Source organism: Pectobacterium carotovorum (assembly GCA_016415585.1).
GTDB classification, from domain to species: domain Bacteria; phylum Pseudomonadota; class Gammaproteobacteria; order Enterobacterales; family Enterobacteriaceae; genus Pectobacterium; species Pectobacterium carotovorum_K.
The window spans coordinates 667,647-685,571 of the sequence record CP066552.1 but is presented as its reverse complement, the minus strand read 5'-3'; the positions used below and the strand labels follow the sequence as shown (position 1 = coordinate 685,571).

The following is a 17,925-nucleotide window of genomic DNA, read 5'->3' as shown; positions in this document are numbered from 1 at the left end:
ATTATATAACTACATAGTTTTAAAAAAAAATTTACATCCATGTAAAAATTGATGCCTCTGTATCAATTTATAGGTATTATTTTAACCATGAGTAGATAAATGCAATGAATACCAGCACAGGAAACAATGTCAATATACACGCTGTATGGATACTCAGGGAGCACACTATCCGTTCCCAATGTGGACATCCCTCCGATTTTTCTGTGTTATCTGAGCACTCATTTGTGTATTGCTTCGATATCAAACAGGTAATACCTCTAAACCCTGCCTGCACATGCTGCTGATAAAGCACGATGTTGTCGGCGTGGTGACTCAACAACAGGCCAAGAATTTACGCTATGACATTAATTTCTGAATCACTCACCGCATTGGTTAAGCGCCGCGCGCAGCTGCGCGAGATGTTCGCGACGCATCAATTCGATGCACTCGATACCCTGCTGGAGCAAGAACACCAGATTTGGCTGGATGGCCCCAACCGGCCTTATACCTATCTCTGGCACGTTAATTCGCTCTTTGACCCAGCGGTATCTGATGCCGATACCCTGCCACACTTGCAGGCATGGGTTGCCGCATGCCCAGAGAGCTATCACGCCACTTATCTGACAGGGCAATATTGGGAGAACGCCGCTGCGCGGATTCGTACCTCAAACGGCGGGCAATATGTAGAAGACGATCGCTGGATGGGCGCGGAACTGGCTCGCGATCTGGGCGTCTCGGCCTACCTACGCGCCAGTGCTTTACATCAACGGCCTGCGCTGGCCTTTTCCCGCCTGTTTCGTTTGACCTGCTATTTAGGGGAACCGCAATGGCTGGGCGTATTACTACAAGGTGGTGAACCACTGACCTACGCACAGCGTCAGGCGCAGGTGGAACCCGAGTTGTGGGAAGCGGGTCTACAGCACCTGCGTAATGAAGGCGCACAAGCGCTTGTTGAACTTCCTGTTGCTCTGCCCGCATCACTGCCGGCCAGAGAGGAACACGAATGGGAAGAGCCCATGCACTACTGGCTGCGTGTCACCTTGGCCGTTCGTCCACAGGACGTAGAAGTGCGCAAAGAGTGCGTTTACTTCCTGTACCCACGCTGGGGCGGTAGCCATGAGGCAATGGCGCAATTTATTGATGGGCCACTGTGTGAAGTGCTGACAGAGCAGGAACGTAACAGCCTGCGCGTTACACAGTGTTGGGACTACCTTGGCTATGCCGCACTCATTCCAGACGCAGATGATACCGAAAGCATCACGTACTGTCGGGAAACATTCGATTGGTTGTTGGGTCTGGAGCTCTTTCCAGAAACTCGCGCACGTGTTTTGCGCCAATACGCCTGGTTCCTCAGCCACTATGCACGTATTGAGGATGAAAACGGCATCCACTGGAATAAAGCGGATATGCAACTGGCCTACGACCTGATGGTTGAAGCGTGGCAGGTTGATTCTCCAGAATCCGATCCCGAAAGCGATGCATTCGCCACGTTAATCAGCTGTCTGGATTTCGCCCACATTCAAGATAGTTTCGGTTTAATGCCGAAATGGCTGGAACGCTGCCAATACTGGGGCGATGCGCACTATGAAACCACCATCGCGGCGCTCGCCAGTAAATTTGGCTTCTACGGTATCTCAAAAGGCCAATTTGATAGCGATGCGTTGCTTGCCCGTTGCCGTGTAATGAAATCAGATACAAATTTTGGTCAAGCAGCCACAAACCTGTTCGAGTATGTTTCTGAAGAAGCGGGCGTATTCCTGCTGCACGAAGCCGCTGACTGGGGGGAAGCCTCCTCAATGGCTGCGCTGTCGGATTTATACTCCGGCCATCTTTCCCGCCGTAACGGCCGCGATCCTTCGCCTTACGAAGATCAGGAAAAATCAGACTACTGGCAGGAACGCGCAGCAGATGCAGGCAGCGAGATTTGCCAGTACAACATTGCCTATTGCCTGATCAGAGATAATGAAACGCTGTCGCCAGAGCAGTACCAGCGCGCACGCGAACTGATGTTCGGCGTCCTGCATCGCCCCAACGTGGGGAGAACGGTATGGACACGAGCAGCAAGGGAACTAAGCACGCTGCTGCTGTTTAGCAACATTGCGGAAGATCAGGCGATCTGTGTGGATGTCGTCCTGCCTGAATTATGGAACGATGAAGATGATGCCAACTGCGACTATGCGGCAGGTTATTACGCGTATGCTTTCCGTAACGGGGCGGGCGTCGCTCAGAATAGCTATCTGGCCAAAGTGTGGATCGACCGCGCGCTGGAAATCAGCCCCGATAGCCAGTACAACCGCGATCGGGCAAACGAAATCTATCAACGGAGCGGTATGCTGGGCGGCGTTCGCGCCAAAATGGGCTTCAGCCGCGATAAAGCGCAAATGGATGCGCGTGGACGAGCGATCACGTTTGGCGATGACGCCCGTCAGGAGCACCAGTAAGCCACGACCGGTTTTCCCGTTTCATCATGGGGAAATCGCGGCATAGTATTATTGGGGCAGCACCGCTGCCCCTGTTATTTCAGGTGTTAATATCTATCGAGCTTCAAATCGCACAGGCATGGGCTAAAACGACAAATTGAGACCAGAACAGCCCTCTATTGCAGTTGTCAATTCAGCGTATTTTGTACCATTATATTCCCCAAAATAAGCACCGCTAATAAGTGAAAATTCAGAAAATCCCTTTATCTTTTCTGACGTGGCACACACCTCAACAAATAAGGCAGGCCAGTGTGGATGGTTTCAGTAACGTAATATTTCGCCACGCTTTTCAATTGCTGGCATTTTCCTTATTCACGTTTGCGGCCCATGCGCAAACGAGCGACCCACTCTTGGCAATGCCCTCTCATGACACACCCTCTCTCACGTCTACGGACAATCAGGCTCGCGGCATTCTGATAGCGGTGGAACAAGCCACACTGTCCAGCGAATTGGCCGGACGTATTGTGGAAATACCGTTTAGAGAAGGGGAATCCTTCAAGAAAGGCGATCTGTTGGTGCGGTTTGACTGTTCCATTTACCAAGCTCAATTGGCTGCGGCTTCTGCTGCCACACGAGCCGCAGAAGCGGAGCTGAGCCAAAATCAGCAGTTGGCACAGATGAAATCAGTGGGGAGACACGCGGTATCGTTATCAGCCGCGCACTTTGCACAAGCTCAGGCAGAAAGCCAGGTTTACCAAATTCAGGTCAATCGTTGTCGCATCACCGCCCCCTTCGACGGTCAGGTGGTAAAACGCCGTGTGCAAGCCTTTGAGAGTGTGGCGCAAGGTGCCCCACTGCTGGACGTGGTGAATAACCGCCACCTAGAGATCAACTTGCTAGTACCATCACGACTTCTGTCGGTGCTCAAACCCGGATTAGTCTTTACCTTCACGCCGGATGAAACCGGAAAACCGTTACAAGCCAAGGTCACACGGCTTGGCGCACGTATTGATGAGAGTAGTCAAACCCTAGGCCTGATTGGTACGCTGGCCCACGCGGACAATACCTTGATGGCCGGTATGAGCGGAACGGCACAGTTTTCGGAGGCGAGGTGAATACTACGCCAACGTCTGTCAGCACCGCTACGTTTGCCCGCTTCCTTGACCTCGAGCAGCAAGCACGGGCAGCCAACAGCATAGAAGAGCTAGCTTACTGCATCGTCAACGACAGCCAGCCGCTATTCAGTTTTCGCCATGCCGCCCTTCTGATTAACGGTAAGGTGCGCGCCGTAACCGGCGTCACTCAACCTGCCCCCCATGCCCCCTTTGTCGCCTTTGTTGAACGTGCCTGTACGCAGTTATCATCCGTCGATGAGAAAGCACTGGCTCAATGCAGAGTGATTCAAGCCTCACAGCTTGATGAACAAAGCCGTAAAGATTGGCTGGCGCTGTCTGCCCCCGAGGCACTGTGGTCTCCCCTCAACGATCGTCAGGGGAACCCCTTCGGTGCTATTTGGTATGCAAGAGAGCAACCATGGCAGAGTACCGATCAGGTATTGGCGGAGCAACTCAGCGGGGCTTTTAGCCACGCCTGGCTGGCTCTAGAACCGCAAACGACCCGTTGGCGTCGTCGGGCTCGGTGGAAAATCATCGTACCTGCGCTGCTACTGCTCGCTTGCCTGTTCATTCCGGTGCGCCAATCCGTGTTGGCACCCGCCGAGGTTATTCCTCATCAAGGCCGTGTCGTCGCCGCACCACTGGACGGCGTGATCCAATCCTTTACCGTGTTACCGAACCAGAGTGTACGCCAAGGGGAAGTGTTAGTTCGCTTTGACAGTACAACCTTGAAAGCCCAGGCAGATGTGGCCGAACGTGCATTGAATGTCGCCGAAGCGGAGCATCGTGCGAGTTCTCAACGTGCATTTCAGGATGCGGACTCCAAAGCCAGGCTCGACTTTCTCGCCGCTCAGGTGGCACAAAAACGAGCGGAACGCGATTACGCCAATGCCTTGCTGAGTCGCGCAGAAATCCGCGCCGAACGGGATGGCATTGCGGTATTTGCCGACGCAACGCGCTGGATGGGGAAACCGGTACGCACCGGCGAACGTTTGATGGAGCTGGCAGACCCCGCTCTCACCGCGTTACGCATCGAGTTAGACGTGGGTGACGCTATCCAGCTTGGTGCTAAAGCACCGATCACCCTCTTTCTCGATAGCGACCCGCTCACCCCACACGCCGCACTGCTGGAACGTATAGCTTATGAATCTGAACTGACGCCTGCGGGTAATCTGGCCTACCGATTGGACGGGCGCTTCAGCGACGCCCCTCCTCGCATCGGTCTGCGCGGCACAGCAAAAATCTCCGGTGACTACGTGCCGCTGGCTGTCTATCTGTTCCGCCGCCCCTTGGCGGTAATCCGTCAGACGATCGGGATATGAGTTCACTGCTGCCCACCCTGCGCGCCGACATTCAGTTGGCGGAATCTGCCACTGGGCTAAACGGCGCGCCACAGTGGATACTGTCCGATCCCGTGACTGGACGCTATTTCAACCTGACGCCCGCCGCCATCCGAATGTTGCGCCACTGGGCGCTATGCCATCCGCAGCAGGTACTGGCAGCGGCGAATAGCGAACCCGGATTACCGCTACGGCCGAAGGATCTGGAACAACTGGTGCAATTTTTACGTCAGCACGATCTGGTCGCTGCGAGCGATCCCGATCAGCGCCTGCGCTATATAGGCAAAGCCAACGCCATGCGCACCAGCCTGTGGAAAACCGTGCTGCACCAGTATCTGTTTTTTCGCATTCCGCTGTTTCGACCCGATCCCCTTCTCAACCTCTGTTGGCCCTGGCTACAGCGCTACGGCGGGCCGTTTCTTCGCTACCTGTTTCCTCTGATCCTGCTGCTGGGTGCGTTTCTGGTCAGCCGCGACTGGGTACGTTATTCCCATTCGTTTCCACACCTGTTCAGTCTGACCGGCATGGCGCTGTTTGGCCTGACGCTGATTTTCGCCAAGTTTTTCCATGAACTGGGGCATGCTTTTATGGCTAAGCGTGCGGGCTGTCGCGTGCAGAGCATGGGGGTAGCCTTCATCGTGCTGTTTCCGCTGTTTTACACCGACGTGACCGATGCCTGGAGGCTCAAGGATCACAAAGCACGGCTGCTGATCGGGGCAGGAGGTATCCTGGCCGAGCTGGTTCTGGCTGGGATTGCGCTACTAGTGTGGGCGCTGCTGCCTGATGGTCCGGCGCGCACCGCGGCCTTTATGCTCTCTAGCGCAACCTGGCTCACCACGCTGGCAGTAAACCTGAATCCGCTGATGCGTTTCGATGGCTATTTTTTGCTGAGCGACTACTGGCGCGTCGAGAACTTGCAGGAGCGGGCGTATGCACTATGCCGCTGGCACCTACGCGAAAGTCTGTTTGGCTACGGCCACCCGCCGCCAGAAACCTGGTCACCAGCAATGCAACGTAAGCTACTTTTCTGGGGATACGCCTCCTGGATATGGCGTTTTTTCCTGTTCTTCGGTATTGCCTTGGTTGTGTATCATTTTTTTATCAAGGTGATCGGCATTGGCTTAATGCTCATTGAGATCGCCTGGTTTATTGCTCTTCCTATCGTGAAAGAAATTTACATTTGGTGGTCTATGCGCAATGCCATCCGTCCTTCAACCTTACTGCGATCCGCCCTGCTGTGCCTGATCGTGTTACTGGTACTGTTTTTCCCTTGGCGAGGCAGCGTGCAGGTGCCCGCCGTGCTGGAAGCCGAAAACGTGAGCACGCTCTATGCAGCGATTCCCGCTCAGGTGAAAATGTTGCATGTCAGCGACGGTCAGTTGGTAAAAGCGGGTGAGACCTTGTTGGAATTGACCTCAAGCGATCTCGATTACCGGCTAGACATTGAGCGTCAGCGTATTACCCTGCTGCAACAGCAGCGCCAGCGCGGCGCAGCGCGTCAGGAAACAGCAGGTGAAACTCAGGTGCTCGACCGTCAACTGGCAGAATCGCTGGCACGTTACCGGGGATTGGCAGCCCAGCGCCAGCGCTTGTCGATTGTGGCACCGCAGGACGGTACGGTACGCGATATCGCGCGCGACATGACTGCAGGACGCTGGCTCACCGCCGATATGCCACTGCTACGCGTCGTAGAACCCACACGCGGCAAGGTACTGGGCTATCTGCCCGAAGATAATCTAGCACGCGTCAAAGAGGGTATGCATGGCGTGTTTATCGCCGATGATCCCGCCTATCCGCGTTTAGCGGTGCAACTGCATGCCATCGCTCCCACTGGCAGCGCCTATTTGCAACAAGAGATGCTGGCGTCCGATCGCCACGGGCCCATCGCCGTGCGCCGCGATAACGATCGCAACCCTCAGCCAGTGCAAGCGCACTACAGCGTGCGCTTTACCCTAGAACACGATATTACCTTGCCACCTCAGCCACTGCGCGGCAGCGTAATTTTACAAGGTGAGAAAGAATCGTTGTTAGGTACAGTGTGGCGTCGTATCGCAGCATTAGGCATCAGAGAGAGCGGTTTCTAGCTACTGGTAACACTTGCTAACAGGCAGACCATATCCTGCTATTCCTGCACAAGCGGGAATCGTCTTCAGCATTAACGCATCCCGCCTATGAGAGATCCTCCACCGCCGCGGAAGATGACAGAGTCATGTTGGAAGATAACCAGTGCCATACAGGCCATCATTGTGAGTTGGCAAGATAAGTTGCTTTGCATCATCTTTTTTCAGAATATTGAAATTAATTATCCTCCACAGCTAACAAAATTGGTGGCCTTAGCTATGTTTCATAAATAACTAAAATTGACACAAATATGATCATTTTAAATGATAAGTCAGCTAATTAATTGACTGCGATGGTATTCCCACAAAAGACAGTAAATCTATCAAGGAGAGTCGTTATGAAACTTAGCAAGGTGTTATTTGCCAAAACCGCCCTAGCGTCGACGTTGGCGGTTGTCTTACTGCACACAGAAAATGCTTCAGCTTGCGCCGCCGAACCTTTAATCGGCTCGGTCTGTTTTATGGCCACCAATTATTGTCCGCAGGGGTTTCTGCCCGCGAAAGGACAAGTCGTACAGATCAATGCTTACCAGGCTCTCTATGCGCTCGTCAGTAACACCTATGGGGGTTCAGCGGCATCAGGCACCTTTGGTCTTCCCGATTTGCGTGGCAGAGGCGCCATCGGCACCGACCAAGGGACTGGTCTGAGCAATGTTGTCCTCGGTCAGACGTTGGGGGCGGAAACGGCTACCCTCAGCATCGCGAATCTGGCCGTACACAGTCACACTGTTACCCAGACTCAACCCCCAGCAGATAACGTATTCATCCCTGCCGTGCCGGGCACTTTGAACGTAACAGCCAGCCTGCCACTTGCCACCACCGCGCCCGCCAGCGGCGGTGCCGCGCCTGTTAGCGGACTGAACTACCTCACAGCCATTGCCGGTACAGTGCCCGCTGGCGCTGGCACATCGAATGTGACCTTCAAAGGTCCCTATACACAAACCAAACCTGGCGCCGGTGCCACCCTGCCCGCTGACGTGGTGACGACAGGAAACTCCACCATTCCGGCGTTCTCGTTTAAGGTGCCGACTGTCACGGTCGGGACTACTGGCTCAAGCACCCCTGTCGCGGTACGCGACCCCGCGTTAGGGCTGACAGCCTGCATCGCAACGCAAGGTATCTACCCACAGCATCCGTAATCAGACACTTACGGGGTAAGCCGGTACTGATTACTGTATTGCCGACGATCGGTACCGGTTATTTATCGCGAGAAAGAAATCGTCCAAAACCGAACTTTCAGGAAAAATCTCAAAAATCAATTAAATTATTATTTAATGGTTGCAATATTAATATTTTCAATATTCAACTTTTAACTTAAATTTACAGACAGACAACAAAACAATCATGTCGCCATAGTTTCATTACACTTTCGCCACATGAGGTTTTCCGTCTCCCAGCAATGTAATCCCGCTGTTTTCACATAAGCAGCCATGTAACAAATATGATTATCGGGAGTAAGGCCTATGCTTCGGCGCCTTTTCGCAACGTTACGCACACCTCGCCACCACACTACTGCGGCTGACGCGACTTCATCAACGCCACTCGGGTTCGCTCTGGAGGCACGCATGATGTTTGACGGTGCGGTAGTCGCCACCGCCACGCAGGCCGATGCGGCACAGAACTCCAGTGAGGCGGCACAGACGGCCAACAGCACGGCGCACACGACGGATGACTCGCAGACCCATAACAACGATCAAACACAAAATGGGCAAGGCGATCACAGCATTACATCGGATGATACCACCAGCGATATTGCCGTCGCCGGTGAAGCACCACGCAAAGAAGTGGTGTTTATCGATACCTCGCTCACCGATTATCAAACGCTGGTGAACAATGTGCCGAGCAGTATTGAGGTTGAACTATTTGATGGCAGTAAGGATGGCCTCAGCCAACTGGCACAGTGGGCGCAGAACCACAATGGCTATGACGCGATCCACATTCTCAGCCACGGCGCAGAAGGGGAAATTCAGCTAGGTAGCCTGAAACTGGATAGCACCACCGCCAGCACACGTTCCGCCGATTTAGCCACCTTAGGTGCCGCGCTAACCGACTCGGGCGACCTGATGATTTATGGCTGTGATATAGCGCAAGAATCGGGACAAAGTTTTGTCACCTTGCTGGCACAACTGACCAGTGCGGATGTTGCCGCCTCGGACGATACCACGGGAGCCAGTGCGCTGGGCGGTAACTGGACGCTGGAAAGCCACAGCGGTAGTATCGAAACCAGCGCAATACATATCGACAGTTATCGGCATACGCTTGATGTCAGCGGTACCACAGTGGATTTAATGATTGGCAATACGTCTTATGCCACCGGCACGGTCGGCGCTGGCGTTGAACTGTTTCTTGATGGCGCGTTTGATGTCGACAGTTCTAACTGGTACGCCGATATCAATCCCACCACCTCCACCATCACCATGACCATCCGCAATGGCATCTACGTCAGCGACGGACTGACTTCGTTTGATTTTACCTTTTCCGGCGGTACATTGCTCGCCATCACCTCGATCACCAAAGACAATTCAGCGACCACCAGTGTCGCAGACATTTCTGCCAGCGTCAGTGGTAAGACGATCACCTTCCATATCGACACCAACGAGACAGGAGGAAATGGCGTACTGGTGTGGCATTTTACCTCTACCAATACCGGCGGCAGTACCGATACGGCGCCTAGCGTGGTCGCCACCGGGGCCAACCCCACCTATACCGAGAACGGCGCAGCGGTGGGTGTGTTTACCGGCATCAGCGTCGACACTAATGACACAGGGCAGACCTTTGCCAGTGCGGTATTTACCGTCAGCAACGTAGCGGGTAGCACCGAATACCTGACCCTTCATGGCATCAATGTGGCGCTGAGCAATGGTAACAGTGTCTCGCTCGGCAGTGGCTATGGCTCCGCCAGCGTTAGCCTGAGCGGCGGGATTGCTACGGTCAGCATCACGGGTGCGACGCTGAGTAACAGCGACATGGGCAGCCTGTTGTCCGGCATGACGTATGGCAACAGCAGCGACAACCCCGGCAATGCCACACGCACGGTGACACTGACGCAACTGACCGATTCCGGTGCCAGCAACAATACCGTTGCGCCGAATATCAGCAGCGCCATCACCGTGGTGCCGGTGAACGATGCACCGACCGATATTACGCTCTCTGCCACCACCTTTGCGCAATCGCTCGGCAGCAACGGCACTGTTGCCACCCTGACGGCGACCGATGTGGATTCCTCGGTGTTTACCTACAGTCTGGTGAGTGGCAGCGGCAGTACCGATAACGCGCTGTTCACCATTAGCGGCAACACCCTAAAAGCAGTCAACGCCACTGGCATGGCAGCGGGTACCTACTCGGTACGCCTACAGGTATCTGATGGTGCCGCTACCTATGACAAAGTGGTGTCATTGGTGGTGGTGGATGATATCGCCCCCACGTTTGACCAGTCACCCAGCGTCTCCAACGCCACCGTGGGCGGTTTTAACCTAAGCGGCAGCCTCACTGAAACTGGCAATGTGTATTATGTGGTGGTGGCTGACGGTGCCAGTGCTCCAACCGCGACGCAAGTGATCGCTGGACAAACCGCCACAGGCAGCAGCGCCACCGCCTCCGGCAGCCAGGTGCTGGGTTCTTCGCCATTCAACTTTAGCTTTACCTTGGCCGGCCTTGCCGCCAGCACTGCGTATGATGTGTATGTGGTGGCGAGGGACAGTGCAGGTAATAATACGGTCAGTGTAGTTAAGGTTGATGCCACCACGACCAGCGCGGGCACAGCGCCGACACTCAGCGCCACTGGCAGCAACCCGGTATTTATCGGCGGCATGGCCGGCTCGATTGATCTGTTCAGCGGCGTCAGCGCCAATACCAACGACAGCGGCCAGACCTTCAGTTCGCTGACATTGACTGTTTCCAATGTCACCGACAGCGGCGAATTTATCAACGTTGGCGGCAACAATATCAACCTGAGCTCCAACAGCAGCGGCACGCTGACCGGCATCGGCAGCTACAGCGTGACGCGCGTCGGCAACACCGTCACTCTGCAACTGAACGGCATGAGCGCCAGTAACAGTGAGGTAGCCGGGCTGGTGGATGGCTTGCGCTACGGCAATACCAGCACCACCGCCACCGCAGCTACGCGTGCAGTCACCCTAAGCGCCGTCAGCGACAATGGCAGCAGTAACAACAGCACAGCACTCAACCTGACCTCAAACGTCAACGTGCTTGCCAGCAACAGCGCCTTGTTTGTCACCGCCGGGGATGATATCGGCGACGATGCAACTTTTGGCAGTTCGGTGCAAGAAGATGCCAATGACGGCGGCGGGCTCAGTCTGCGTGAAGCCCTGCATTGGGCGAATGCCACGGCGGGTATCGACCGTATTGTGTTCCAGACCGACGTGACGCTGGCCAGTTCGCTGCTATCGCCGACCGACAGCGTACTGATTGACGGCCAGAGTTTCACCCTGAACGGTGGCGGCTATTCCGGTTTTCAAATCGTTACCGGGTCGATCACCCTGGCCATCCAAAACCTGACACTGACCAATTTCACCACCGATTACAGTACCGACACCGGCGGCGTGTTTGGGATCAGCTACAGTGCCAGCGATGTCAACTTCCGGCTGTACAACGTGGATATTTCAGGCAACCGTGACACCATGTTCGGCAATGGCGTCTTCGACCTGTTTAACATTGCCCCCGGCAGCTACAACTTCGATTTTGACCGGGTGAATATTCACGACAACCTGATGATTGGCAATTTGAATGAAGGGGTGATCAGACTGTTTGTGTCCAGTACCCAGCAAACAGTGTCCCTGTCGATCACCAATTCCGCCATCACCAACAATACCGGTATTAACCCGGCAGGCAGCACCTTCGGTATCAGTGGGTTGTGGTTAACCGGGAATCAGGGTAACCCCACCAGCACCCACATCAGCCTGATCAACACCACCATTACCGGGCAGGACAACGGCATCGTCTTCGAATTTATCAATAATGCCCTCAGTTGGGTCGCCAGCGTGCGCAATTCCATCATCACCGGCACCAGTCAGGATATTGTCGCCTACACCCCAACGGGACAACCATCCGGCGGCAGCTACACCCTGTACGGCGGCAACAACATCCTGAGTGGCAGCATGGATCAGGTATCGTCATCTGATCCGCGACTGGCCGCCACGGCCAGCAATGCGATTAATCAAGGCAACCGTTTCTATGTTACAGGTGAGACAGATGTGCGCGGCTTGGATCGGGTACGGCAAGGCTCCGTTGATATTGGCGCTTATGAATCGCAGTTTGCTGCGGGTACCGCCCCGCAGGTCGATTTGAATGGCAGCACCACAGGCAATAATTACTCCACGACGGTACCCGCCGCCGCCGCCGCTACGGGTATTTCCGTGACGGATGCCTTAGCAACCCTGAGTCAAACCGACGGGGATTCCCGCCTCTGGACGCTGACGCTCAATTTGGCAGGAACGACAGACGGTAGCAGTGAGTCCTTATCCCTTTCACGGCAGGCATTGCTCGCTGCCCATGCTGCCGGCATCAACGTAACCGGTAATGGTAGCCAGACGCTGACGCTGACAGGCGGTGCGACGCAGGAAGCCTTCCAGATCGCGCTACGTGCCATTGTGTATGCCAACGTAGCCGCTACGCCAACGGCAGGAAATCGGACCGTATCGGTAACGGCCAATGATGATGCCAGTAGCACCGCAACCTCTACCTTGACATTGACTGCGAGTAACAACGCGTCTCCGGTAGTGTCCGGCACGATTGCCGCGCAGAGCATTGCACAAGGGGACACTCTGAATGTCACCTTACCCGCCGGCACCTTTACCGATCCGGATGGCGATACCCTGACGCTCAGTGCCACGCTGGCGGACGGCACCCCGCTGCCATCCTGGCTGTCGTTTAACCCGGCCACCGGCACCTTCACTGGCACACCAGCCAATGGGGATGTGGGCAGCCTGACCATCAAAGTCACTGCCACCGACGGCAGCAACGCCTCGGTCAGCACCACCTTTGGCCTGACCGTCACCAACGTCAACGATGCCCCAGTGGTCTCCGGCACCGTTCCGCCACAGAGTGTTGCGCAGGACAGCGGCCTGAACTTCACGCTCCCGTCGGGACTTTTTACCGATGTGGACGCGGGCGATACCCTGACGCTCAGTGCCACGCTGGCGGACAGCACGGCGCTGCCAGCCTGGCTGTCGTTTAACCCGGCCACCGGCACCTTCACTGGCACACCAGACAATGGGGATGTGGGCAGCCTGACCATCAAAGTCACTGCCACCGACGGCAGCAACGCCTCGGTCAGCACCACCTTTGGCCTGACCGTCACCAACGTCAACGATGCACCTGTCGTCGCCACGCCGATCCCCGCGCAAAGTGTCGCGCAGGATGGCAGCCTGAGTTTCACCGTGCCCGCAGGCACCTTTACCGATCCCGATGGCGATACCCTGACCCTCAGCGCCACGCTGGCGGACGGCACGGCGTTGCCAGCCTGGCTGTCGTTTAACCCGGCCACTGGCACCTTCTCCGGCACACCAGCCAATGGGGATGTGGGCAGCCTGACCATCAAGGTCACCGCCACCGACGGCAGCAATGCTTCGGTCAGCACCACCTTTGGCCTGACCGTCACCAACGTCAACGATGCACCTGTCGTCGCCACGCCGATCCCCGCGCAAAGTGTCGCGCAGGATGGCAGCCTGAATGTCACCGTACCCGCCGGCACCTTTACCGATCCGGATGGCGATCCCCTGACGCTCAGTGCCACGCTGGCGGACGGCACCGCGCTGCCATCCTGGCTGTCGTTTAACCCAGCCACGGGCACCTTCTCTGGCACTCCCGCCAGTGGTGATATTGGCAACCTGACCATCAAAGTCACCGCCACCGACGGCAGCAGCGCCTCGGTCAGCACCACCTTTAGTTTGACGGTCACCAACGTTAATGAAGCCCCGGTGGTCTCCGGCACGATTGCCGCGCAGAGCATTGCACAAGGTGGCAACCTGAATGTCACCGTTCCCGCAGGCACCTTTACTGACCCTGACGGCGATACGCTGACGCTCAGTGCCACGCTGGCGGACGGCACCGCGTTGCCAGCCTGGCTGTCGTTTAACCCAGCTACTGGCACCTTCTCCGGCACACCGGCTAATGGGGATGTGGGCAGCCTGACCATCAAGGTCACCGCCACCGACGGCAGCAACGCCTCGGTCAGCACCACCTTTGGCCTGACCGTTACCAACGTTAACGATGCCCCAGTGGTCTCCGGCACGATTGCCGCGCAGAGCATTGCACAAGGTGGCAACCTGAATGTCACCGTTCCCGCAGGCACCTTTACTGATCCGGATGGCGATACGCTGACGCTCAGTGCCACGCTGGCGGACGGCACCGCGTTGCCATCCTGGCTGTCGTTTAACCCAGCTACCGGCACCTTCTCCGGCACACCGGCCAATGGGGATGTGGGTAGCCTGACCATCAAGGTCACCGCCACCGACGGCAGCAACGCCTCGGTCAGCACCACCTTTGGCCTGACCGTTACCAACGTTAACGATGCCCCAGTGGTCTCCACGCCAATCCCGCCGCAAAACGTGGCTCAGGGGGGTGGCTTCAACTTTACCGTGCCTGACGGCACCTTTAGCGATCCCGATGGTGACACGCTGACGCTGAGCGCCACCCTCGCCAACGGGTCGCCGCTGCCAAACTGGTTACGCTTCGATCCTGCTATCGGCACCTTCTCCGGCACACCGGGCAATGCAGATGTCGGTACCTTGGTGATCAGGGTCACGGCCACCGACGGCAGTAATACGTCCATCAGCACCAGCTTTGGTCTGACGGTAACTAACACCAACGATGCACCCGTGGTCGCCACGCCAATCCCGCCGCAAAGCGTAGCTCAGGGTGGTGGCTTCAACTTTACCGTGCCTGACGGCACCTTTAGCGATCCCGATGGTGACACGCTGACGCTGAGCGCCACCCTCGCCAACGGGTCACCGCTGCCGAGCTGGCTGCGCTTCGATCCGACCATCGGCACCTTCTCCGGCACGCCGGGCAATGCAGATGTCGGTACCTTGGTGATCAGGGTCACGGCCACCGACGGCAGTAATACGTCCATCAGCACCAGCTTTGGCCTGACGGTGACTAACGTTAACGATGCCCCGATGGTCGCCACGCCAATCCCGCCGCAAAGCGTGGCTCAGGGTGGTGGCTTCAACTTTACCGTGCCTGACGGCACCTTTAGCGATCCCGATGGTGACACGCTGACGCTCAGCGCCACCCTCGCCAACGGATCACCGCTGCCGAGCTGGCTGCGCTTCGATCCGACCATCGGCACCTTCTCCGGCACGCCGGGCAATGCAGATGTCGGTACCTTGGTGATCAGGGTCACGGCCACTGACGGCAGTAATACGTCCATCAGCACCAGCTTTGGCCTGACGGTGACTAACGTTAACGATGCCCCTGTGGTCTCCACGCCAATCCCGCCGCAAAGCGTGGATCAGGGCGGTGGCTTCAACTTTACCGTGCCTGACGGCACCTTTAGCGATCCCGATGGTGACACGCTGACGCTCAGCGCCACCCTCGCCAACGGATCACCGCTGCCGAGCTGGCTGCGCTTCGATCCGACCATCGGCACCTTCTCCGGCACGCCGGGCAACGCGGATGTCGGTACCTTGGTGATCAGGGTCACCGCCACCGACGGCAGTAATACGTCCATCAGCACCAGCTTTGGCCTGACGGTGACGAGCAGTTTTGTAAGCGGCGATCCTCAGTTCAAAGCCAACGACGGTCTTGGCCGGACGCCGTCAGCCAGCGATACACGCCAGCTGTTTACGCAGGATGCCACGATAGCACTGCCGGCATTGGATGGTCTGATTGCCAATCCATCGCTCGGCAGTTTCACCGTGGGTAACGACGGCGCACCGAAGTCAGTGATGTCTGCCATTTTTGCTACCGGACGCCAGAACACCGAGAGAGGCCCCCTCCCAACGAGTCAGATGGCGGGCACTTTCGGACGTGGAGCCGCCAGCGGCATTGGCATTAACTTCGACAGCACGCTAGGTTCCTTCCCCAGCTTCAGCAAAGATCCCGCTTTAGGCGGCACCTCATCGCTGGCTAGCACGTTCTCAGGGATCTATCTGCCTTCACTGACGCCAATGGAGGTCTTCTCCGGCGGCAGTTGGAAGGATATTCCGCTCAATGGGACGAGTAACGCAATGAATAGCACTGATGACGGCACTGGGCGCTCGGTGGCATTTACGCCCTCGCTGCATCGGCAATTACAACAGATAGGTGATTCGAAACAGCAACGTCTTGCAGCCATTGAGCAAGCATTGCAGGAAAGTGGTCAGCAGCAGGGATAACCCTGCGCGGCAGCGGCGATACGTAAGACGATCGCAAGAACAACCAGAACCATTACAAGAATAACATGGGTAATGATGATAATGACGAGGAGCGGAATCGTGTTAAAGGGTCGGAAACTATTTAGCCTTAGCGCCATCGTGCTAGCCGCCAGCGGCTGTGCCGTGACCACCCAGCCGATCAGCAAGGTCGAAAGCGGACAACGCAGCCAGCAAGACCGAGTCGCCATGTTCAGCCAGCAGGAGCCCGTCACGGCACCAATCACGCTGTATGATGCCATGGCACGTGCACTGAAATATAACCTCGAATCACGCTTAAAAGTGATGGAATATGCGCTGAGCCAGCAGCAGGTGGAGCTAGCACGCTACGATATGTTGCCGAAACTGGCGGCATCAGCGGGCTACGTGGGGCGTAATAATATGAGTGCCTCCAGTAGCCGCAGCGTGGAAACAGGACGTACTTCTCTGGAACCTTCCACCTCACAGGACCGCGACCGAGATGTAGCCGATCTGACTATGGTGTGGAACGTGCTCGACTTTGGCGTCAGCTACGTGACCGCCCAGCAAAAATCAGATCAGCGCTGGATTGCCGAAGAGCGTAAACGCAAAGTCGTGCACACCATCCAGCAAGACGTACGCTCCGCCTACTGGCGCGCCGTGGCAGCTGAACGCTTATTGGGACAGATTGATGGCCTGATCGTCCGTGTCAACGCTGCGCGTGACGCGAGCGAACACATGTCGTCACAGCAGATTGGCGACCCCATTGAAGTCCTTAGTTACCAACGCGCGCTGATCGACGCCACACGCCAATTGGAGGAACAGCGTCGCGCATTATCGCTAGCCAAGACTGAGCTGGCAACCTTGATGAACCTGCCATTGGATACGGCCTACAAGCTTGCGTTGCCACAAAGCGGTGACGAAACCGTACCGCAACTGAATGTCGATGTGAAGGTGCTGGAAGAAGCGGCGCTGGTCAGTCGCCCAGAACTGCGCGAGCAGGATTATCAGGTACGAATTCATGCCGCTGAAACCCGTAAAGCGCTGCTGCGTATGCTGCCCGGCGTGGAAATCAGCGCAGGTGGCCACTATGACAGCAACTCTTTCCTGGTCAACAACAGCTGGGCTGACGTTGGCGTGAAAGCCACCTGGAACCTGTTCAATCTGCTGTCCGGCCCAGCCGCGCGTAAAGCCGCTCAGGCTAACGAGTCCGTGTCGGAAATTCAGCGCCAGGCGATGTCACTGGCAATTATGGCACAGTTATACATCGCCCGAGCCAACTTCAATGAGGCGCAGCGACAATATAAAACTAGTTCAGAATTGCGCAATCTTGACACTAAAATCGTCGAACAGCTGAGAAACCGCTATAAGGCTAACAGCATCGGTGAACTACAGTTGATTCAAGGTGAGCTGAACGCACTCAACGCCAGTTTGCGTCAAGATCTGGCCTATGCAGAACTACGCAATAGCTACGGCCAGATATTCTCAACGATCGGACTGGATTTGCTACCGAAAACCCTCCCGTCCAACAGCCTTGCAGATATCAGTCAGGCACTGCGTCAATCTGACACCAACTGGCAACAGGGCAAAATCAGTACATTGCAATCGTTCTGATACGC

General features: G+C 56.1%; 7 protein-coding genes. All 7 read left to right on the top strand.

Annotation, left to right across the window (positions count from 1 at the left end):
- The first annotated feature begins 338 nt into the window (after positions 1–338).
- The 7 genes from JFY74_03025 to JFY74_02995 all read left to right on the top strand — a co-directional run bounded on the left by JFY74_03025 (position 339) and on the right by JFY74_02995 (position 17,920).
- On the top strand, positions 339–2,420 hold the full coding sequence (locus tag JFY74_03025; protein QQG29055.1) for a DUF4034 domain-containing protein: 2,082 nt from the start codon (positions 339–341) through the stop codon (positions 2,418–2,420).
- 290 nt (positions 2,421–2,710) lie between these two features.
- Positions 2,711–3,514, top strand: a complete 804-nt coding sequence (locus tag JFY74_03020; GenBank protein ID QQG29054.1) for an efflux RND transporter periplasmic adaptor subunit — start codon at positions 2,711–2,713, stop codon at positions 3,512–3,514.
- The gene (locus JFY74_03015; protein QQG29053.1) at positions 3,511–4,836 is read left to right on the top strand and encodes an HlyD family efflux transporter periplasmic adaptor subunit; all 1,326 of its coding nucleotides are present in this window, start codon (positions 3,511–3,513) and stop codon (positions 4,834–4,836) included. The genes JFY74_03020 and JFY74_03015 overlap by 4 nt, the downstream gene beginning before the upstream one ends.
- Complete coding sequence (locus JFY74_03010; GenBank protein QQG29052.1) at positions 4,833–6,938, top strand: HlyD family efflux transporter periplasmic adaptor subunit; 2,106 nt, start codon at positions 4,833–4,835, stop codon at positions 6,936–6,938. Before JFY74_03015 ends, JFY74_03010 begins: the two co-directional genes overlap by 4 nt.
- A 374-nt stretch (positions 6,939–7,312) precedes the next feature.
- Complete coding sequence (locus JFY74_03005; GenBank protein ID QQG29051.1) at positions 7,313–8,113, top strand: tail fiber protein; 801 nt, start codon at positions 7,313–7,315, stop codon at positions 8,111–8,113.
- A gap of 324 nt (positions 8,114–8,437) precedes the next feature.
- Positions 8,438–16,312 (top strand): tandem-95 repeat protein, encoded by a 7,875-nt coding sequence (locus JFY74_03000; protein ID QQG29050.1) that lies wholly within the window; start codon positions 8,438–8,440, stop codon positions 16,310–16,312.
- A gap of 99 nt (positions 16,313–16,411) precedes the next feature.
- Positions 16,412–17,920 (top strand): TolC family protein, encoded by a 1,509-nt coding sequence (locus tag JFY74_02995; GenBank protein ID QQG29049.1) that lies wholly within the window; start codon positions 16,412–16,414, stop codon positions 17,918–17,920.
- Positions 17,921–17,925: the final 5 nt, after the last annotated feature.